We start from the raw sequence: 14,046 nt of genomic DNA, 5'->3' as shown, positions 1-14,046 counted from the left end.
GGTCGGGGGAGAGGGGTGGGTGGTGCCGGGACCGCGGCGGGTGCGACGGGCTCCGGGGCCGGCTTCCCTCAGGTCGAGAAACCGGCCCGGGCCCTTCACCACCGCACTGGCTCACACGCCGCCGCGGTCCGCGCCCCTGGCCTTGTCCATGCCTGGAGGACCACCCCTCATCCGGGTCGCCCCGGGCGGTCGGACACGGCCAGGGAGTTCAGTCCTCGCGCAGGTCGCGGACCGCTTCCTCCACGAGCCGCCCGTACTCGGGGCCGGCGGCTGGAAGTGCGCGAGGTTCTTCTCGATCTCGTCGTACCGGGAGACCTGGGACAGGGCCGCCGGCGATCAGCAGGGTGTCAACAATGTGTTGAAGCGATGGGCATGGGTGGTTCCGGGCGGCGCAGCCGCCTTGGGCGCGACAGGACTGGTGTCAGCGGCGGCGCCGCCCGGGGATCGAGGGCCCGGGGCCGCCAGGGCCCGGGGCGGAGAGGTCAGACCTGGGCGCCGGAGAGCCGCTCCACGGCCCGCAGCAGCGCCGAGTGGTCCAGGCCGCCGTCGCCCTGCGCACGCAGGGACGCGACCAACTGGGCGACCACGGCACCGACGGGCAGGGCCGCGCCGACGGTGCGGGCGGCGTCCGTGACGATGCCCATGTCCTTGTGGTGCAGGTCGATCCGGAAGCCCGGCTTGAAGTCCCGGGCCAGGAAGCTGTCCTTCTTGCGGGTCAGCACGGTCGAGCCGGCCAGGCCGCCGTTCAGGACGTCCAGGGCGGCCTTGAGGTCCACGCCCGACTTCTCCAGGAAGACCACGGCCTCGGCGCACGCCTGGATGTTTACGGCGACGATCAGCTGGTTGGCGGCCTTCACGGTCTGGCCCGAGCCGTGCGGACCGCACAGCACGATGGTCTTGCCGAGCGCCTCGAGGATCGGCTGCGCGGTGTCGAAGTCGGCCTGCTCGCCGCCCACCATGATGGACAGCACGGCCTCGACAGCGCCCGCCTCACCGCCGGACACCGGGGCGTCCAGCACGCGGATGCCCTTGTCCTTCGCGGCCTTCGCCAGGTCGACCGAGGTCTGCGGGGTGATCGAGGACATGTCGATCAGCAGCGCGCCGGACCGCGCGTTCTCCAGGATGCCGTCGGGGCCGTAGGCGATGGCCTCGACCTGCGGGGAGGCCGGGACCATCGTGATGATGACGTCGGCGTCCCGCACGGCCTCGGCGATCGAACCGGCGGCGGCCCCGCCGGCGGCGGCCAGGCGGTCCAGCTTGTCCTGCTCCAGCGTGTAGCCGGTGACCTGGTAGCCCGCCTTGATCAGGTTCTCGGACATGGGGGAGCCCATGATGCCGAGTCCGATCCACGCGACCTTGGGGAGTGTGGTCATGATGGGGTGCCTTTCGGATGCGGGGTCAGCGGGACAGCCAGTCGAAGGCCTCGGCGCTCGGGCGGTCGCCCGGCTTGTACTCGAGTCCGACCCAGCCGTCGTAGCCCGCCTTCGTCAGCTGATCGAGGAGGTCTTCGAGGGGCAGCGCGCCCGTGCCCGGCGCGCCACGGCCCGGGTTGTCGGCGATCTGGACGTGGCCGGTCTTCGGGGCGAACCGCTCGATCACCGACGGGAGATCCTCGCCGTTCATGGACAAGTGGTAGAGGTCCATGAGGAAGCGGGCGTTGCCGAGGCCGGTCGCCTCGTTGACCCGGTCGACCACGGCCACGGCGGCGGGCGCGGACACCAGCGGGTACCGGGGTGACTCCGGCCGGTTCAGTGCCTCGATCAGCAGCACCGCGCCGATCCGGTCGGCGGCCCGGGCCGCGAGGGTCAGGTTCTCCAGCGCGAGCGCGTCCTGCTCGGCCGGGTCCACGCCCTCGACGCGGTTGCCGTACAGGGCGTTGAGGGCCGTGCAGCCGAGGGAGGCGGCGAAACCGGCGGCCACGTCGATGTTGGCGCGGAACCGCTCCGACTCCGCACCCGGAACCGACAGGGCGCCGCGGTCCGGGCCCGGGAGCTGTCCGGCGTAGAAGTTCAGGCCCGTGAGCCGGACACCGGCGTCCTCGATCGCGCGCTTCAGGGCGTCGAGCTCGGACTGCTCCGGCGTGGGCGAGTCGACCCAGGGCCACCACAGCTCGACCGCGGTGAACCCGGCAGCCGCCGCGGCGGTGGGACGCTCCAGGAGCGGGAGCTCCGTGAAGAGGATCGACAAGTTGACGTTGAAGCGCTGGTCTGCGAATCCCATCGGGCTCGGCGCTCCCTTCCTGGAATTCCGTAATGCGGAAGTTGTTTTCTGCTTATTGGAAGATTGCCTGTGACCGGGAAGGACTGTCAAGAGCGACCGCAAAAAAAGCGCCCCCGCGCGGGGGCGCGGGGGCGCATAGGCAGAGGAGGTTCAGAGCGCGTCGACGCCGCTCACCTTCCAGCCTCCGGAGGCACGGGTGAGCGTCATCCGCACCCGGTTCAGGTCCACGCGGGACCCCGTGACCTGGGTGCTCCTGGTCACCTGGTTGACGAAGAGCAGCACGACCGCCCGGTCCGGGGAGGCCGACACGACGGAGACCGCCGGGGCGCCACCGCCCGCCGGCTCCACGACCGCCGCCTTCACCACCCCGTGGTACTTACGGGCGGTGGGCCCGACCACCGTCTTCGTGGTCCTGCCGTACTCGTCGCGGAAGTCGCCGGTCAGATGCGCGCGCGCCCGGGCGAAGTCGGGGTCCAGGCGCCGGTAGTCGTACGACAGCACGACCGGCGCCGCCTTCCGCGCCGCGGCGAGCGCCTCCCCCCGGGCCCGGTCCGCGCGCTGCCCCTCCCGGTACTGACAGCCGAGCACGGCGGCGGCGACCAGACCCGCCACGAGCAGGAGGGCCCACGCGGCGGTGAGCAGCCTCCCGCGCGGGGACCGCCGCACGCGTGTGCCTTCCGGCGGCTCCTCCTCGGCGGCCTCGGACGATGGCTCCGGCGGGTCGTCCCAGGCGCCGTCCGGCGCGTCGACGAGCACCGTGCGCCCGGAGCCGGGCTCCTCCGTACGAAGCGGCGGTGCCTCGTCCCCCGCGGACGAGACGGCACTCCTGCCGTGCTCGGGATGTTCCGGGCGCCGGGCGCGTTTGGCCGCCGCGCGGGCGGCCGCGGTCATGGTGCGGCGGGCGGGGGAGCCGGCGCCGCGGACGCGGGAGGTCGGGTTCGCCACGGTCTTTCTCCTCACAGGCGGTACGGGGGTGGTACGGGTGGTCAGCCGACGAACTCGACGTCGGAGGTCAGCCAGCGGCCGTCCCGGTGCACGAGGTCGAGCTGCAGCCGGTAGGTGCGCGCCTCCCCGTCCGGCACGGCGGTGTTGGTCACCTTGCTGTCGGCGACGACCAGCACCCGGGCCGAACGCGCGTCGGACCGCACGATGCCCGCTTCGAGGACCTGGCCCTCGGACACCGACTTGTTCCCGGCGACGAGCTTGGTCAACTGCGCGGTCTGTGCGGCGAACTGCTTCCTGAAGTCGCCGGTCGCGCCCTTCAGCACGTTCTGGCTGTCCCGGGCGTAGTGCCGGTAGTCGAGCGAGGTGAAGTTCAGCGCCGACTGCCGGGCCGCCGCCAGGATCTCCTGGCGGCGCTGCTCCGCCGCGCGCTGGTCGTGCGTCTGGAGGCCGAGCCAGACCGCGAGCACCGTGGTCAGGGCCGTCGCGGCGACGAGTCCCGCCGACTGGGCCCTGCGGCGCCCGGTGGACCGCCCGGTGCGGCGGCCGCTGTCCGCCCGTCCGGCGACCAGCCGTCGCAGCGGTCGCAGCGCCGAGGTGAGGAAACCGCCTATGAGCGGGAGGAGGCCCCCGCTCATGCCATCGGTCCGACGAGCAGCCATTGCCACGAGTCCTTTCCGAACACGGTCTGTTCGCCGCCCGTCGAGCCGATCTCGACAGGCGTTCCGTCCGGGCCGGTTGCCGTCCCGGTCGCCGGGTCGTACGGGGCGACGTACGCGGCCGGGCCGGCGCCGCCGGAACGGCCGGACGCGCCGGGGGCGTTCTGCGCCCCGCGCACCGAGGTGCCTCCGCCGCGCGGCGCCGTGCAGCGCGCGTCGGTGTTGGCCGGGCGCGTGCCGGTGTCGGCGGGGTCGCGCCGCCGCGTGCCGTACCCCTGGGTGCACGGCGGCGGGTCGTCGGCGTTGAGGACGAGGCCGAAGTGGGTGGTGCCGTCCCCCGGGATGACGGTGTGACTGCCCGCGACCACCACCGGGAAGGTGACCAGGGCCTGCTCGACCCCGGGCAGCCGGGCCACGGTGACCTGGCCGCCACTGATGAGGTTGGCCAGCAGGACCGGCAGATGCGGCCGGGTGGACCGCAGCAGCGAGTTGACCTCCTGACCGGCCGGCACCGAGTTGTCGATCAGCCGGCGCAGGTCCCCGTCGCTCGACTTCAACTCCGCGGTGAGCGCCGCCAGATCGCGGGAGAACGACTTGATGGAGGAGCCCTGGTCGGCCTGTGTCTTGAGTACCTTCCGCGAGTCCTCGATCAGCGAGATCGTCTCCGGGAGCGATTCGGAGGCCGACTCGACGAGCGCGTTGCCCGAGTCCACCAGCCGGCTCAGATGGGGCCCCGTCCCGGAGAAGGCCTCGCCCAGTTCGTCGACGGTGATGCGCAGGTCCTTCTTGCCGACCGAGGTGACGAGCCGGTCGAGGCTGACGACCATGTCCGTGACCGGCAGCGGCACCCGGGTGTCCTCGCGCGGGATCGCGCTGCCGTCCAGCAGGTACGGGCCGCCGGAGCGGCGCGGCTGCAGGTCGACGTACTGCTCGCCCACCGCCGAGCGGTTCGCCACCACCGCCAGCGTGTCCGCCGGGATGCGCGGCGCGCCGTCCTCGATCTCCAGGGCCACCGAGACACCCTCGGAGCCGGTCAGCCGCAGATCGCCGACCCGGCCCACCGGCACCCCGCGGTAGGTGACCTCCGCGCCGCTGAAGATGCCGCCGGAGTCGGCGAAGTCGGCCCGCACGGTGTAGCCGCGGTCGAGGAGGCTGTCCACCAGGCCCGTGTACTCGGCGCCGACGTACGACACCCCCACGGCGGTGACGGTGGCGAAGGCGAGCAGCTGAGCCTTGACCGTACGTGTGATCACGGCTGTATCCCCTTCAGCAGGAGCTCCGCGAGCGCGAGGTCGATCCCCGACGGGAGGCGGCGCGAGTCGAGCAGGGGGCCGTGGGCCGCGGTGCACACCGGTGGGCACAGCGGGTCGGCGTCCCGGGGCGCCGAGGGTTCGACGGGTGTGTCCGGCACGTCCGGTGCGTCCGGCAGTGCCGTCGGTGAGGGCAGGCCGGGCACGTCGGGAACGTCGGGCGCATCCGGGAGGTCGGGAAGGTCCGGGGCCTCGGGCCTGCCCGAGTCGCCGTCCTTGCCGCCGGGCTTGTCGGTGAGGTTGCCGTAGATGCCCGCCAGGTCCAGGTCGGCGGTCACATGGAGGTTGACGTAGTCACCCTTGACGGCGTCCACCGCGTTGCGCGGGAACGGGTAGGTGGTGAGCAGTTCGAGGGAGTTGGGCAGGTCGTCGCCCGCCTTGTTGAGCTGCTCCAGGATCGGCCGCAGCGACTTGAGGTTGGCGACCGTGTCGTCCCGCGAGGCGTTGACGACCCTGGTGCCTGTCTTGCCCAGCTTCGACAGGGCGGTGAGCATCTTCGTCAGGTCGCGCCGCTGGTCGGCGAGGACCTTCAGCGCGGGCGGCATCGTGTCGACGGCCGTGGCGATCGTCTTCTTCTCCTTCCCGAGCCGTTTGGCCAGCCGGTCGATGCCCTTGAGCGCGCGGACGATGTCCTTGCGCTGGCCGTCCAGGCCGCCGAGGAACGTGTTCAGCTCCTTGAGCAGGGACTTCACCCGGTTCTCGCGGCCCTGGAGGGCCTTGTTCAGCTCCACGGTGATCGTCTTGAGCTGGGCGACCCCGCCGCCGTTCAGGAGCGCGGACAGGGCGGACAGCACCTCCTCGACCTCCGGGTTGCGGCCGCTGCGGGACAGTGGGATCAAGTCGCCGTCGCGCAGCCGTCCGGCGGGCGCGGTGCCGGCCGGGGCGGACAGTGCCACGTACTTCTCGCCGAGCATGCTGGTCTGCCGCAGCTCGGCGACCGCGTTGCCCGGCAGCTTCACCGAGTCGGCGACCCGCAGTCGTACGCGCGCGTGCCACCCGTCGAGTTCCACCTTCTCGACGGCCCCCACGGTGACGTTGTCGACCTTGACCGCCGACTGCGGCACCAGGTCGAGCACGTCCCTGAACTCGACCGTGACGTGGTAGGCACGGCCGTCCGCGGCGGCGCCCCCGGGGAGCGGGACGTCGTACCAGCCGTTGAACTCACAGCCGGACAGCAGCAGCGTCCCGACCGTCGCCCACACGACCGCCCCGGCTCTCCTGCGTCCGCCGCTCAGGTGTCCGCCGCTCATGCGTCCGCCTCCAGGAGTCCGCCGAGCGTCCGGTCGACCGAGCCCGTGCTCGGCACCACCGGCGCCTTCGGCACCTCGGGCAGGGAGTCGAAGAGCTTGTCCAGCTCCTTACAGTCGGGGTTCTCGCCGCCCTCGTCGCCGGTCGTCCTCAGCAGGGAGCACAGCAGGTCGGCCGGGTCCTGCGACTGCTGCGCGTTGTTGCGGGTGTCCAGGGTGCCGGCGGACGGGTTGTAGGCGTTCTGCAGGTTGCCCAGTCCGGTGGGGGCCGCCTCCAGCAGCTCCTTCAGCGCGGCCCGTTGGGTGACCAGCACCTTGGTGACCTTGCTGAGGCCCTTGACGTCCGAGGCCAGGGTCTTCTTGTTCTTCTTCACGAAGTCGGCCACGTCACCGAGCGCCGCCGCCAGGTACTTCAGCGCGGCCGCCAGGTCCTTGCGCTCCCCGGCCAGCTGACCGGCCACCTTGGCGAGGCTGCCGTTGAACGACCGCACGCTCTTGTCGTCGGCCGCCAGCGCGGCGGTGAAGACCTGGAGGTTGCGCACGGTGCCGAACAGGTCGCCGCGGCCGTCGGACAGGGTGGTGACCGCCTTGGAGAGGTCTTCTACCGTCCGGTTCAGGTTCTTGCCCTGCCCTTCGAGGTTGTCCGCGCTCACGCCCAGCAGGCGCGCCAGGGAGCCGTCCTGGTTCGCGCCCTTCGGGCCGAGTGCCTCGGACGTGGTGTGCAGGCTGTCGAAGACCCGGTCCAGTTCGACCGGTACGGCGGTCCGCGACTCGGGGATGACGTCGCCGTCGCGCAGCACCGGGCCCTTGCGGTACACCGGCAGCAGCTGCACGTAACGGTCGCTGACCACCGAGGAGTTGATGATCGCGGCCTGTGCTTCGGCGGGGACCTCGCGGCCCGCGTCGTACTCCAGCTCGACCCGCACCCGGCCGCCCTCCGGCGTGATCTTCCTGACCTCGCCGATCCGGACCCCGAGCACACGGACGTCCGAGCCGGGGTAGATGCCGACGGTGCGCGGGAAGTACGCCGTGACGCGGACGGACCCGGAGCGGGGCCACAGGGCGACGGTGAGCGCGGCGGCGACCGCGAGCGCGGTGAGCAGTGCGAGAGCCTTCAGGCGCTTGTTCATAGCGTGCCTCCCGTCCGCGGGGCCACCGGAGCGGCCACCAGGTTCTGGACGTAGGCGTCGAACCAGCGGCCGTTGCCCAGGGTGTTGGTGAAGACCCGCACGTACGGGGCGAGCAGTGCGACGCTGCGGTCGAGGCTCGCCTGGTTGCGTTCGAGCATCCTGACGAAGGTGTTCAGTCCCTTGAGCGCGGGCCCGATCTCCTCGCGGTTGTCCTCGACCAGGCCGGAGAGCTGGATGCCGAGCGCGGCGGAGCTCTTGAGCAGCTTGTGGATCGCCGTGCGCCGCTTGCTGATCTCCTTGAACAGCTTGTCGCCGTCCCTGACCAGCGCGGAGAAGTCCTCGGTGCGGTCGGACAGCACGCCGGTGACCCCGTTCGCGTGGTCGAGGAGCCCGCGCAGCGCCTTGTCGCGCGAGGCCACCGTCCGGGAGATCCTCGACAGGCCCTTGATGGAGGCGCGTACCTCGGCGGGCGAGTCCTGGAAGGTGGTGGAGATGGTGTCCAGCGCCTTCGCGAGCCGTTGCGTGTCGACCTCCTCGGTCGTGGTCGTCAGATCACTGAACGCCTGCACGACGTCGTACGCCGAGACCGTCCGCCGCAGTGGGATCTCGCTGCCCGGCTCCAGCCGGCCGGGCCCCTTCGGGTGCAGGGCGAGGTACTTGGCGCCGAGGATCGTCTTCACCCGGATCGAGGCGCCGGTCCCGGTGCCGAACTCCGGATCGTCCTTGACCTTGAAGGTCACCTTGACGTGGCCGCCTGCCAGGTCGACCTCCTCGACCTTGCCGACCTTCACCCCGGCGATCCGCACCTCGTCGCCCGGCTTCAGCCCGCCGGCCTCCGAGAACGCCGCGCTGTACGTCTCGCCGCCGCCGATCAGCGGCAGGCTGTCGGCGTTGAACGCGGCGGCCGTCAGCAGGGCCAGAGCGGTCAGGCCGACGGCGCCGATCACCACCGGGTTGCGGTCGCGGAACGGCTTCGGGCGCGGGCGGCGCAGCCGGACGCGCGGCAGCCGCGGCAGCTTCGGCGGCAGGATCCGCACCTTCACCAACGGCTCGGGGCGACGGCGGCGCCGCCGTATGACGCGCGGGCTCATCCGCCGCACCTCGCCCGCGCCACGTGCATCTCGGGAGTGAGCACCTGCTTCGTCTTCGGCAGCACGATCCGGCCGTCGAAGTCGCAGAGGTAGAAGTTGAACCACGAGCCGTAGGACGCCGTCCCCGTCAGCTCGTTCAGCTTGTTCGGCAGCCGCTTCAGCACGCCCTCCACGGTCTTCTCGTTCCTGTTCAGCGTTCCGGTGAGATCGGTCAGCCCGGCGATGTCGTCCTTCAGGGCCGGGCGGGCGTCCTCCAGCAGCCCAGAGGTGGCCGCGGTGAGGTTGCCGATGCTCACCAGCGACGTCCCGATGGGTTTGCGGTCGGCGGACAGCCCGGAGACCACCCGCCGCAGCTGCTTCAGCAGCCCGGAGAAGCGGGCACCGCGCTTGTCGAGCGTCTCCAGCACGGTGTTGAGGTTGTCGATCACGGAGCCGATCAGCTTGTCGCGGCCCGCGAGCGTCGTGGTGAGCGACGCGGTGTGCGCGAGCAGGCTGTTGACGGTGCCGCCCTCGCCCTGGAGGGTCTTGATGATCTCGGTGGCGAGCTGGTTGACGTCCTGCGGGCTGAGGGCGGCGAACAGCGGTTTGAAGCCGTTCAGCAGCGCGTTCAGGTCCAGCGCCGGCTGCGTCCGCGACAGCGGGATCGTGCCGCCGGGCCGCAGCCGGGTGTCGGTGCCGACGCCCTCGGTCAGCGCGATGTACCGCTGCCCGACCAGGTTCCGGTAGCGGACCACCGCCTGTGTGCTGGTGAGCAGCGGGCGTTCCGAGGCCACCGTGAAGCTGACCTCCGCCAGCGTCCGGTCCTTGATCCGGATGCCCTCGACCTCGCCGACCCGTACCCCGGCCACCCGGATGTCGTCCCCCTCCTCCAGGCCCGTCACATCGCTGAACACCGCGCGGTAAGTGTGCTTGTCGGACAGGGAGACATTGACGATGGTCGCGGCGAGCAGGGCCGTGGCCATGATCGTGACCAGCGCGAACAGGCTGAACTTGACCAGTGGCGCGGCTGTGCTGCGTGCTCCGGTCGCCCTCATGCGATGCTCACCGCCGTCCCGCGGGCCAGCGGTCCGAACAGCAGGGTCGTGACGGGCGGCACCTCGTCGGCGGGCACACCCAGGACAGGGGCCACGAGCGAGCCGACGGCCCGCTGCTCGGCCTCGGTGGCGGACACGTGAGTACCTCCGGGCAGGGCGTCGTCCGAACCGCCGGACGACGTACCGTCGTTGAGCTTGGGTTTCGGGCCGGGCACCGGCGGACCGGGCAGACCCCGGCAGTTCGGTCCCGACCGCTCGCCGTAGCGCGGCTCCTCGCCGGGCTCGTACGCGCGCTGGGCCCGCACCACTTCGAGGGTGATCCGCATCCTGCCGCCCCGGAACGCCTCCTCGGAGGCCTCCTCCTGCCGGACCAGGCCGTCCAGCAGGCACGGGTACTCGGGGGAGTAGCGGGCGAACAGCGCCAGTGTGGGGCGGGAGACCCGGCCCAGCGTGATCAGCCGGTCGCCGTTCCCGTCCAGGAAGTCCTCCGCGGTGCCCGCCACGGAGGCGGTCGTGCGCAGGGCGGCGGCCAGCCGGTCCTCCTTCTCGACGAAGGTGCGGCTGGTGGTGACCGTGTTGCGCAGGATCTTCATCAGATCGGGCGCGGCGTCCCCGTACACCTCGGCGACGTCGGCGAAGCGCGCGATGTCCTCCTTCAGAGACGGCAGATGCGGGTTGAGGCGGCGCAGATAGTCCTCGACGCGGGTCAGGTTGTCGCCGATCCGGTCGCCGCGGCCCTCCAGAGCGGTGGCGAACGCCGAGAGCGTCGAGTTGAGTTCACCCGGCTCGACGGTCCGCAGCAGGGGCAACAGGTCGTTCATCAGCTGCTGCACCTCCATGCCCACCCTGGTGCGGTCCTGAGTGATGACGTCCCCGGCGCGGATGGGCCGGGCGGCCGTGAAGCCGCGCGGTGCCACGAGGTCGACGTACTTCTCGCCGAACAGCGTCTTCGGCAGCAGCCGCGCGTGCACGTCCGACGGGATGGACGCGACGTGCTCCGGCTTGAGCGCGAGGTCGAGCGTGGCCTTCTCGCCGTCCGCGCGCACCGAACGCACCTCGCCGACCAGCAGCCCGCGCAGCTTGACGTCGGCCCGCGGATCGAGCTGGTTGCCCAGGCTGCCGGCCTCCAGCGTGACGCGCACGACGGGGGTGAACGCCTGCTGGTAGACGGCCACGGCGAGGGACAGCAGCAGGGCGAGCACGGTGAGGAAGGCGATGCCGTACAACCGCAGTCTGAACATTCTCATCCGGTTCATGTGACTCACCCCGCGATCCGTACGGTCGTGCTGGCGCCCCAGATGGCGAGGCTCAGGAAGAAGTCCAGGACGTTGATGGCGACGATCGAGGTGCGCACCGCGCGGCCGACCGCGACGCCGACGCCCGCCGGTCCACCGCTCGCGTAGTAGCCGTAGTAGCAGTGCACCAGGATGATCAGGACGGCGAAGACGATCACCTTTCCGAAGGACCAGAGCACGTCGACCGGCGGCAGGTACTGCTGGAAGTAGTGGTCGTACGTGCCGGTCGACTGCCCGTAGTAGCTGGTGGTGATGGTGCGGGCGGCCAGGTACGAGGACAGCAGCCCGACCACGTACAGCGGGATCACCGCGACGAACCCGGCGATCATCCGCGTGGTCACGAGGAACGGCAGTGAGGGGACGCCCATGACTTCCAGGGCGTCGGTCTCCTCGCTGATCCGCATCGCGCCGAGCTGGGCGGTGAAACCGGCGCCCACCGTCGCGGACAGGGCGAGCCCGGCCACCAGCGGGGCGATCTCCCGGGTGTTGAAGTACGCCGACAGGAACGCCACGAAGTTGGAGGTGCCGAGCTGGTTGAGGGCCGCGTAGCCCTGGAGGCCGACCTCGGTGCCGGTGAAGAAGGACAGGAAGGCGATCACGCCGACCGTGCCGCCGACGACGGCCAGCGCGCCACGGCCGAAGCTCACCTCGGCGAGCAGGCGCAGGACCTCCTTCTTGTAGCGGCGCAGGGTGCGGCCGGTCCAGGCCAGGGAGCGGCCGTAGAAGGAGAGTTGGGTGCCCAGCTCTTCGAGGGAGCGCAGGGGGCGATCGAGGAGTCTCATCGGCTAACCCCTCTGCGGGACGACCTGGAAGTACACCGCGGTCATCACGAAGTTCGTCACGAACAGCAACATGAAGGTGATCACCACCGACTGGTTCACCGCGTCTCCCACGCCCTTCGGTCCGCCCTTCGCGGTCAGCCCCTTGTACGAAGCGACGATCGCCGCGATCGCCCCGAACACCAGCGCCTTCAGCTCGGCCGCCCACAGGTCGGAGAGCTGGGCGAGGGTGGTGAAGGACGCCAGGTACGCGCCGGGCGTGCCGTTCTGCAGGACCACGTTGAAGAAGTAGCCGCCCGCGACACCGACCACCGACACCAGGCCGTTGAGCAGCAGGGCGACCACCATCGACGCCAGCACCCGCGGGACGACGAGGCGGTGGATCGGGTCGATGCCCAGCACCTGCATCGCGTCGATCTCCTCGCGGATCTTGCGCGCCCCCAGATCCGCGCAGATGGCGGTGCCGCCGGCGCCCGCGATCAGCAGCGCGGTGACGATCGGGGAGGCCTCCCGCAGGACCGCGAGCACCGAGGCGGCACCGGCGAAGGACTGGGCGCCGAGCTGCCGGGTCAGGCTGCCGATCTGCAGCGCGATGACCGCGCCGAAGGGGATGGACACGAGCGCGGTGGGCAGGATCGTGACGCTCGCTATGAACCACGCCTGCTGGATGAACTCCCGCACCTGAAAGGGGCGACGGGGCATCGTGCGCAGGACGTCCAGCGCCATCGCGAACAGGCTGCCCGAGTGCCGCAGGGCCCCGGTGGGTGACAGGCTCATGCGTCCGCCACCTCCTTGCGGCGGTGCGGCTCGGCCTCACGTGCGGCGATCGCCTCCCACCGGGGCGGGCGGGTGATGCCCGGTCCCGGCAGCAGGCGGGGAGTCAGGTCCCGGCCACCGGGAGTCTCCGTGCGCGCTCCGGCGCCGAGCTGTGCGAGCTCCTGCTCGACCTGGGCGGCGTCCTTCTCCTCGGCCATGCCGATCGGACCCTGCATCCGGCCGTTCAGGAACTGCCGTACGACCGGCTCGTCGCTGGTCAGCAGCTTCTCCCGAGGGCCGAACATGACCAGCTCGCGCCGGAACAGCAGCCCGATGTTGTCGGGCACCTGGCGGGCCGAGGCGATGTCGTGCGTGACGATCAGGAAGGTCGCGTCGATCTGAGCGTTGAGGTCGACGATCAGCTGGTTGAGATAGGCCACGCGCACCGGGTCGAGGCCCGAGTCCGGCTCGTCGAAGAGGATGACCTCCGGGTCGAGCACCAGGGCACGGGCCAGCCCGGCCCGTTTGCGCATGCCGCCGGAGATCTCGCCGGGCAGCTTCTCCTCGGCGCCGATCAGGCCGACCATCTCCATCTTCTCGAGCACGATCCGTCTGGTCTCGCTCTCGGACTTGCGGGTGTGCTCGCGCAGCGGGAAGGCGATGTTGTCGTAGAGGTTCATCGAGCCGAACAGCGCGCCGTCCTGGAACAGCACCCCGAACAGCTTCCGCACCTCGTGCAGCTCGTGCTCGCGGAGCCTGGTGATGTCCCGGCCCTGGATCGTGATCGAGCCGCGCTCCGGCTTCAGCAGGCCGACGAGCGTCTTGAGGAACACCGACTTGCCCGTGCCCGAGGGGCCGAGCATGACCGAGACCTCCCCGGCGGGCAGCGTCAGCGAGACGTCCTGCCAGATGACCTGGTGGCCGAAGGACTTGGTCAGCCCTTCCACGCAGATCTCGACACCCATCCGGTTCACCCTTCAGCCGTGGAGCAGCTCCGACACCTGCTCTACGGGGAGGGGCGGGGCGTCCGTCGCGACCGGGGCGGATTTTTTTCGAAGGGGTTTCGCGGATCGGGTAGCGGGACGCTCCACGGGCGGCCCGACGTGCGGTTCTACGGGAGCGCGGGCGCTGTGAGGGCGGTGTCCGGTACGGCGGAGGTGTTCGAAACGGAGGGGGTCGCCGGGGTCGGCAGGACGACCGACGGGACGGCGGACCCGACCGGAACATCCGGAACGTCCGGCACGTCCGGCACGTCCGGAGCATCGGGCACGTCCGGGAGGCCCGGCGTTTCGGTCACGCCGGAGAGCTCGGGCAGCTCCGGCACCTCTGGCACGTCCGGGACCTGCGGGACCTCGGGGGCCGACAGCGCCGGAAGGGTGGGCACCGGCGCTTCCGGCAGGGACGGCACGGACAGCGGCAGCAGCGGACCGTCGGCGGGAGACTCCTTGGCCCGCCCGCCGGGCACCGCCGGCGCGGACGACGCCCCGGGCGATCCGGGAGTGCCCACCCGGCCGTCGCCGTCGGGCCGGAGCGCCCCCGGGGGCCCCGACACGGAGGGCTTCGACGCGGGGCCGCCCCCGTCC

At 71.3% G+C, this 14,046-nt stretch carries 13 protein-coding genes and 1 pseudogene; all 14 read right to left on the bottom strand.

The genetic code is table 11. The annotated features are described in order from the left end of the window. Positions 1–482 precede the first annotated feature (482 nt). Positions 483–1,373, bottom strand: coding sequence for a 2-hydroxy-3-oxopropionate reductase (locus C1J00_RS24610; protein ID WP_102911228.1), 891 nt, complete (start codon positions 1,371–1,373; stop codon positions 483–485). A gap of 25 nt (positions 1,374–1,398) precedes the next feature. Then, entirely contained in the window at positions 1,399–2,220 is an 822-nt protein-coding gene (locus tag C1J00_RS24605) for a TIM barrel protein (RefSeq protein WP_102911227.1), read from the bottom strand. A 150-nt stretch (positions 2,221–2,370) separates the two neighbouring features. After that, positions 2,371–3,165, bottom strand: coding sequence for an Rv1363c family protein (locus C1J00_RS24600; RefSeq protein WP_102911226.1), 795 nt, complete (start codon positions 3,163–3,165; stop codon positions 2,371–2,373). Positions 3,166–3,206: 41 nt separating this feature from the next. Next, on the bottom strand, positions 3,207–3,800 hold the full coding sequence (locus tag C1J00_RS24595; RefSeq protein WP_439333434.1) for an Rv1363c family protein: 594 nt from the start codon (positions 3,798–3,800) through the stop codon (positions 3,207–3,209). Beyond that, positions 3,797–5,074, bottom strand: coding sequence for an MCE family protein (locus tag C1J00_RS24590; RefSeq protein ID WP_102911225.1), 1,278 nt, complete (start codon positions 5,072–5,074; stop codon positions 3,797–3,799). The genes C1J00_RS24595 and C1J00_RS24590 overlap by 4 nt, the downstream gene beginning before the upstream one ends. Continuing rightward, positions 5,071–6,381 (bottom strand): MCE family protein, encoded by a 1,311-nt coding sequence (locus tag C1J00_RS24585; protein WP_102911224.1) that lies wholly within the window; start codon positions 6,379–6,381, stop codon positions 5,071–5,073. The genes C1J00_RS24590 and C1J00_RS24585 overlap by 4 nt, the downstream gene beginning before the upstream one ends. After that, positions 6,378–7,508, bottom strand: coding sequence for an MCE family protein (locus C1J00_RS24580; protein WP_102911223.1), 1,131 nt, complete (start codon positions 7,506–7,508; stop codon positions 6,378–6,380). The genes C1J00_RS24585 and C1J00_RS24580 overlap by 4 nt, the downstream gene beginning before the upstream one ends. Further along, complete coding sequence (locus C1J00_RS24575) at positions 7,505–8,599, bottom strand: MCE family protein (protein WP_102911222.1); 1,095 nt, start codon at positions 8,597–8,599, stop codon at positions 7,505–7,507. Before C1J00_RS24575 ends, C1J00_RS24580 begins: the two co-directional genes overlap by 4 nt. Next, positions 8,596–9,633 (bottom strand): MCE family protein, encoded by a 1,038-nt coding sequence (locus C1J00_RS24570; RefSeq protein WP_102911221.1) that lies wholly within the window; start codon positions 9,631–9,633, stop codon positions 8,596–8,598. The genes C1J00_RS24575 and C1J00_RS24570 overlap by 4 nt, the downstream gene beginning before the upstream one ends. Further along, positions 9,630–10,880 carry an MCE family protein gene (locus C1J00_RS24565; RefSeq protein WP_102911220.1) on the bottom strand — a complete coding sequence of 417 codons (1,251 nt, stop codon included), beginning with the start codon at positions 10,878–10,880 and terminating at the stop codon, positions 9,630–9,632. The genes C1J00_RS24570 and C1J00_RS24565 overlap by 4 nt, the downstream gene beginning before the upstream one ends. Positions 10,881–10,894: 14 nt before the next feature. Beyond that, positions 10,895–11,710 (bottom strand): MlaE family ABC transporter permease, encoded by an 816-nt coding sequence (locus tag C1J00_RS24560; RefSeq protein WP_102911219.1) that lies wholly within the window; start codon positions 11,708–11,710, stop codon positions 10,895–10,897. 3 nt (positions 11,711–11,713) lie between these two features. Continuing rightward, on the bottom strand, positions 11,714–12,484 hold the full coding sequence (locus C1J00_RS24555; protein WP_031134180.1) for an MlaE family ABC transporter permease: 771 nt from the start codon (positions 12,482–12,484) through the stop codon (positions 11,714–11,716). Next, the gene (locus tag C1J00_RS24550) at positions 12,481–13,428 is read right to left on the bottom strand and encodes an ABC transporter ATP-binding protein (protein WP_102911218.1); all 948 of its coding nucleotides are present in this window, start codon (positions 13,426–13,428) and stop codon (positions 12,481–12,483) included. The genes C1J00_RS24555 and C1J00_RS24550 overlap by 4 nt, the downstream gene beginning before the upstream one ends. Positions 13,429–13,574: 146 nt before the next feature. Beyond that, positions 13,575–14,046 (bottom strand): annotated as a pseudogene (locus tag C1J00_RS24545) (RNA polymerase subunit sigma); the annotation flags it as partial.

Origin of the sequence: Streptomyces cahuitamycinicus (genome assembly GCF_002891435.1) — a bacterium.
In the GTDB taxonomy this organism is placed as follows: domain Bacteria; phylum Actinomycetota; class Actinomycetes; order Streptomycetales; family Streptomycetaceae; genus Streptomyces; species Streptomyces cahuitamycinicus.
The sequence above is the reverse complement of the archived record's forward strand: the minus strand, read 5'-3'. Positions and strand labels throughout refer to the sequence as shown.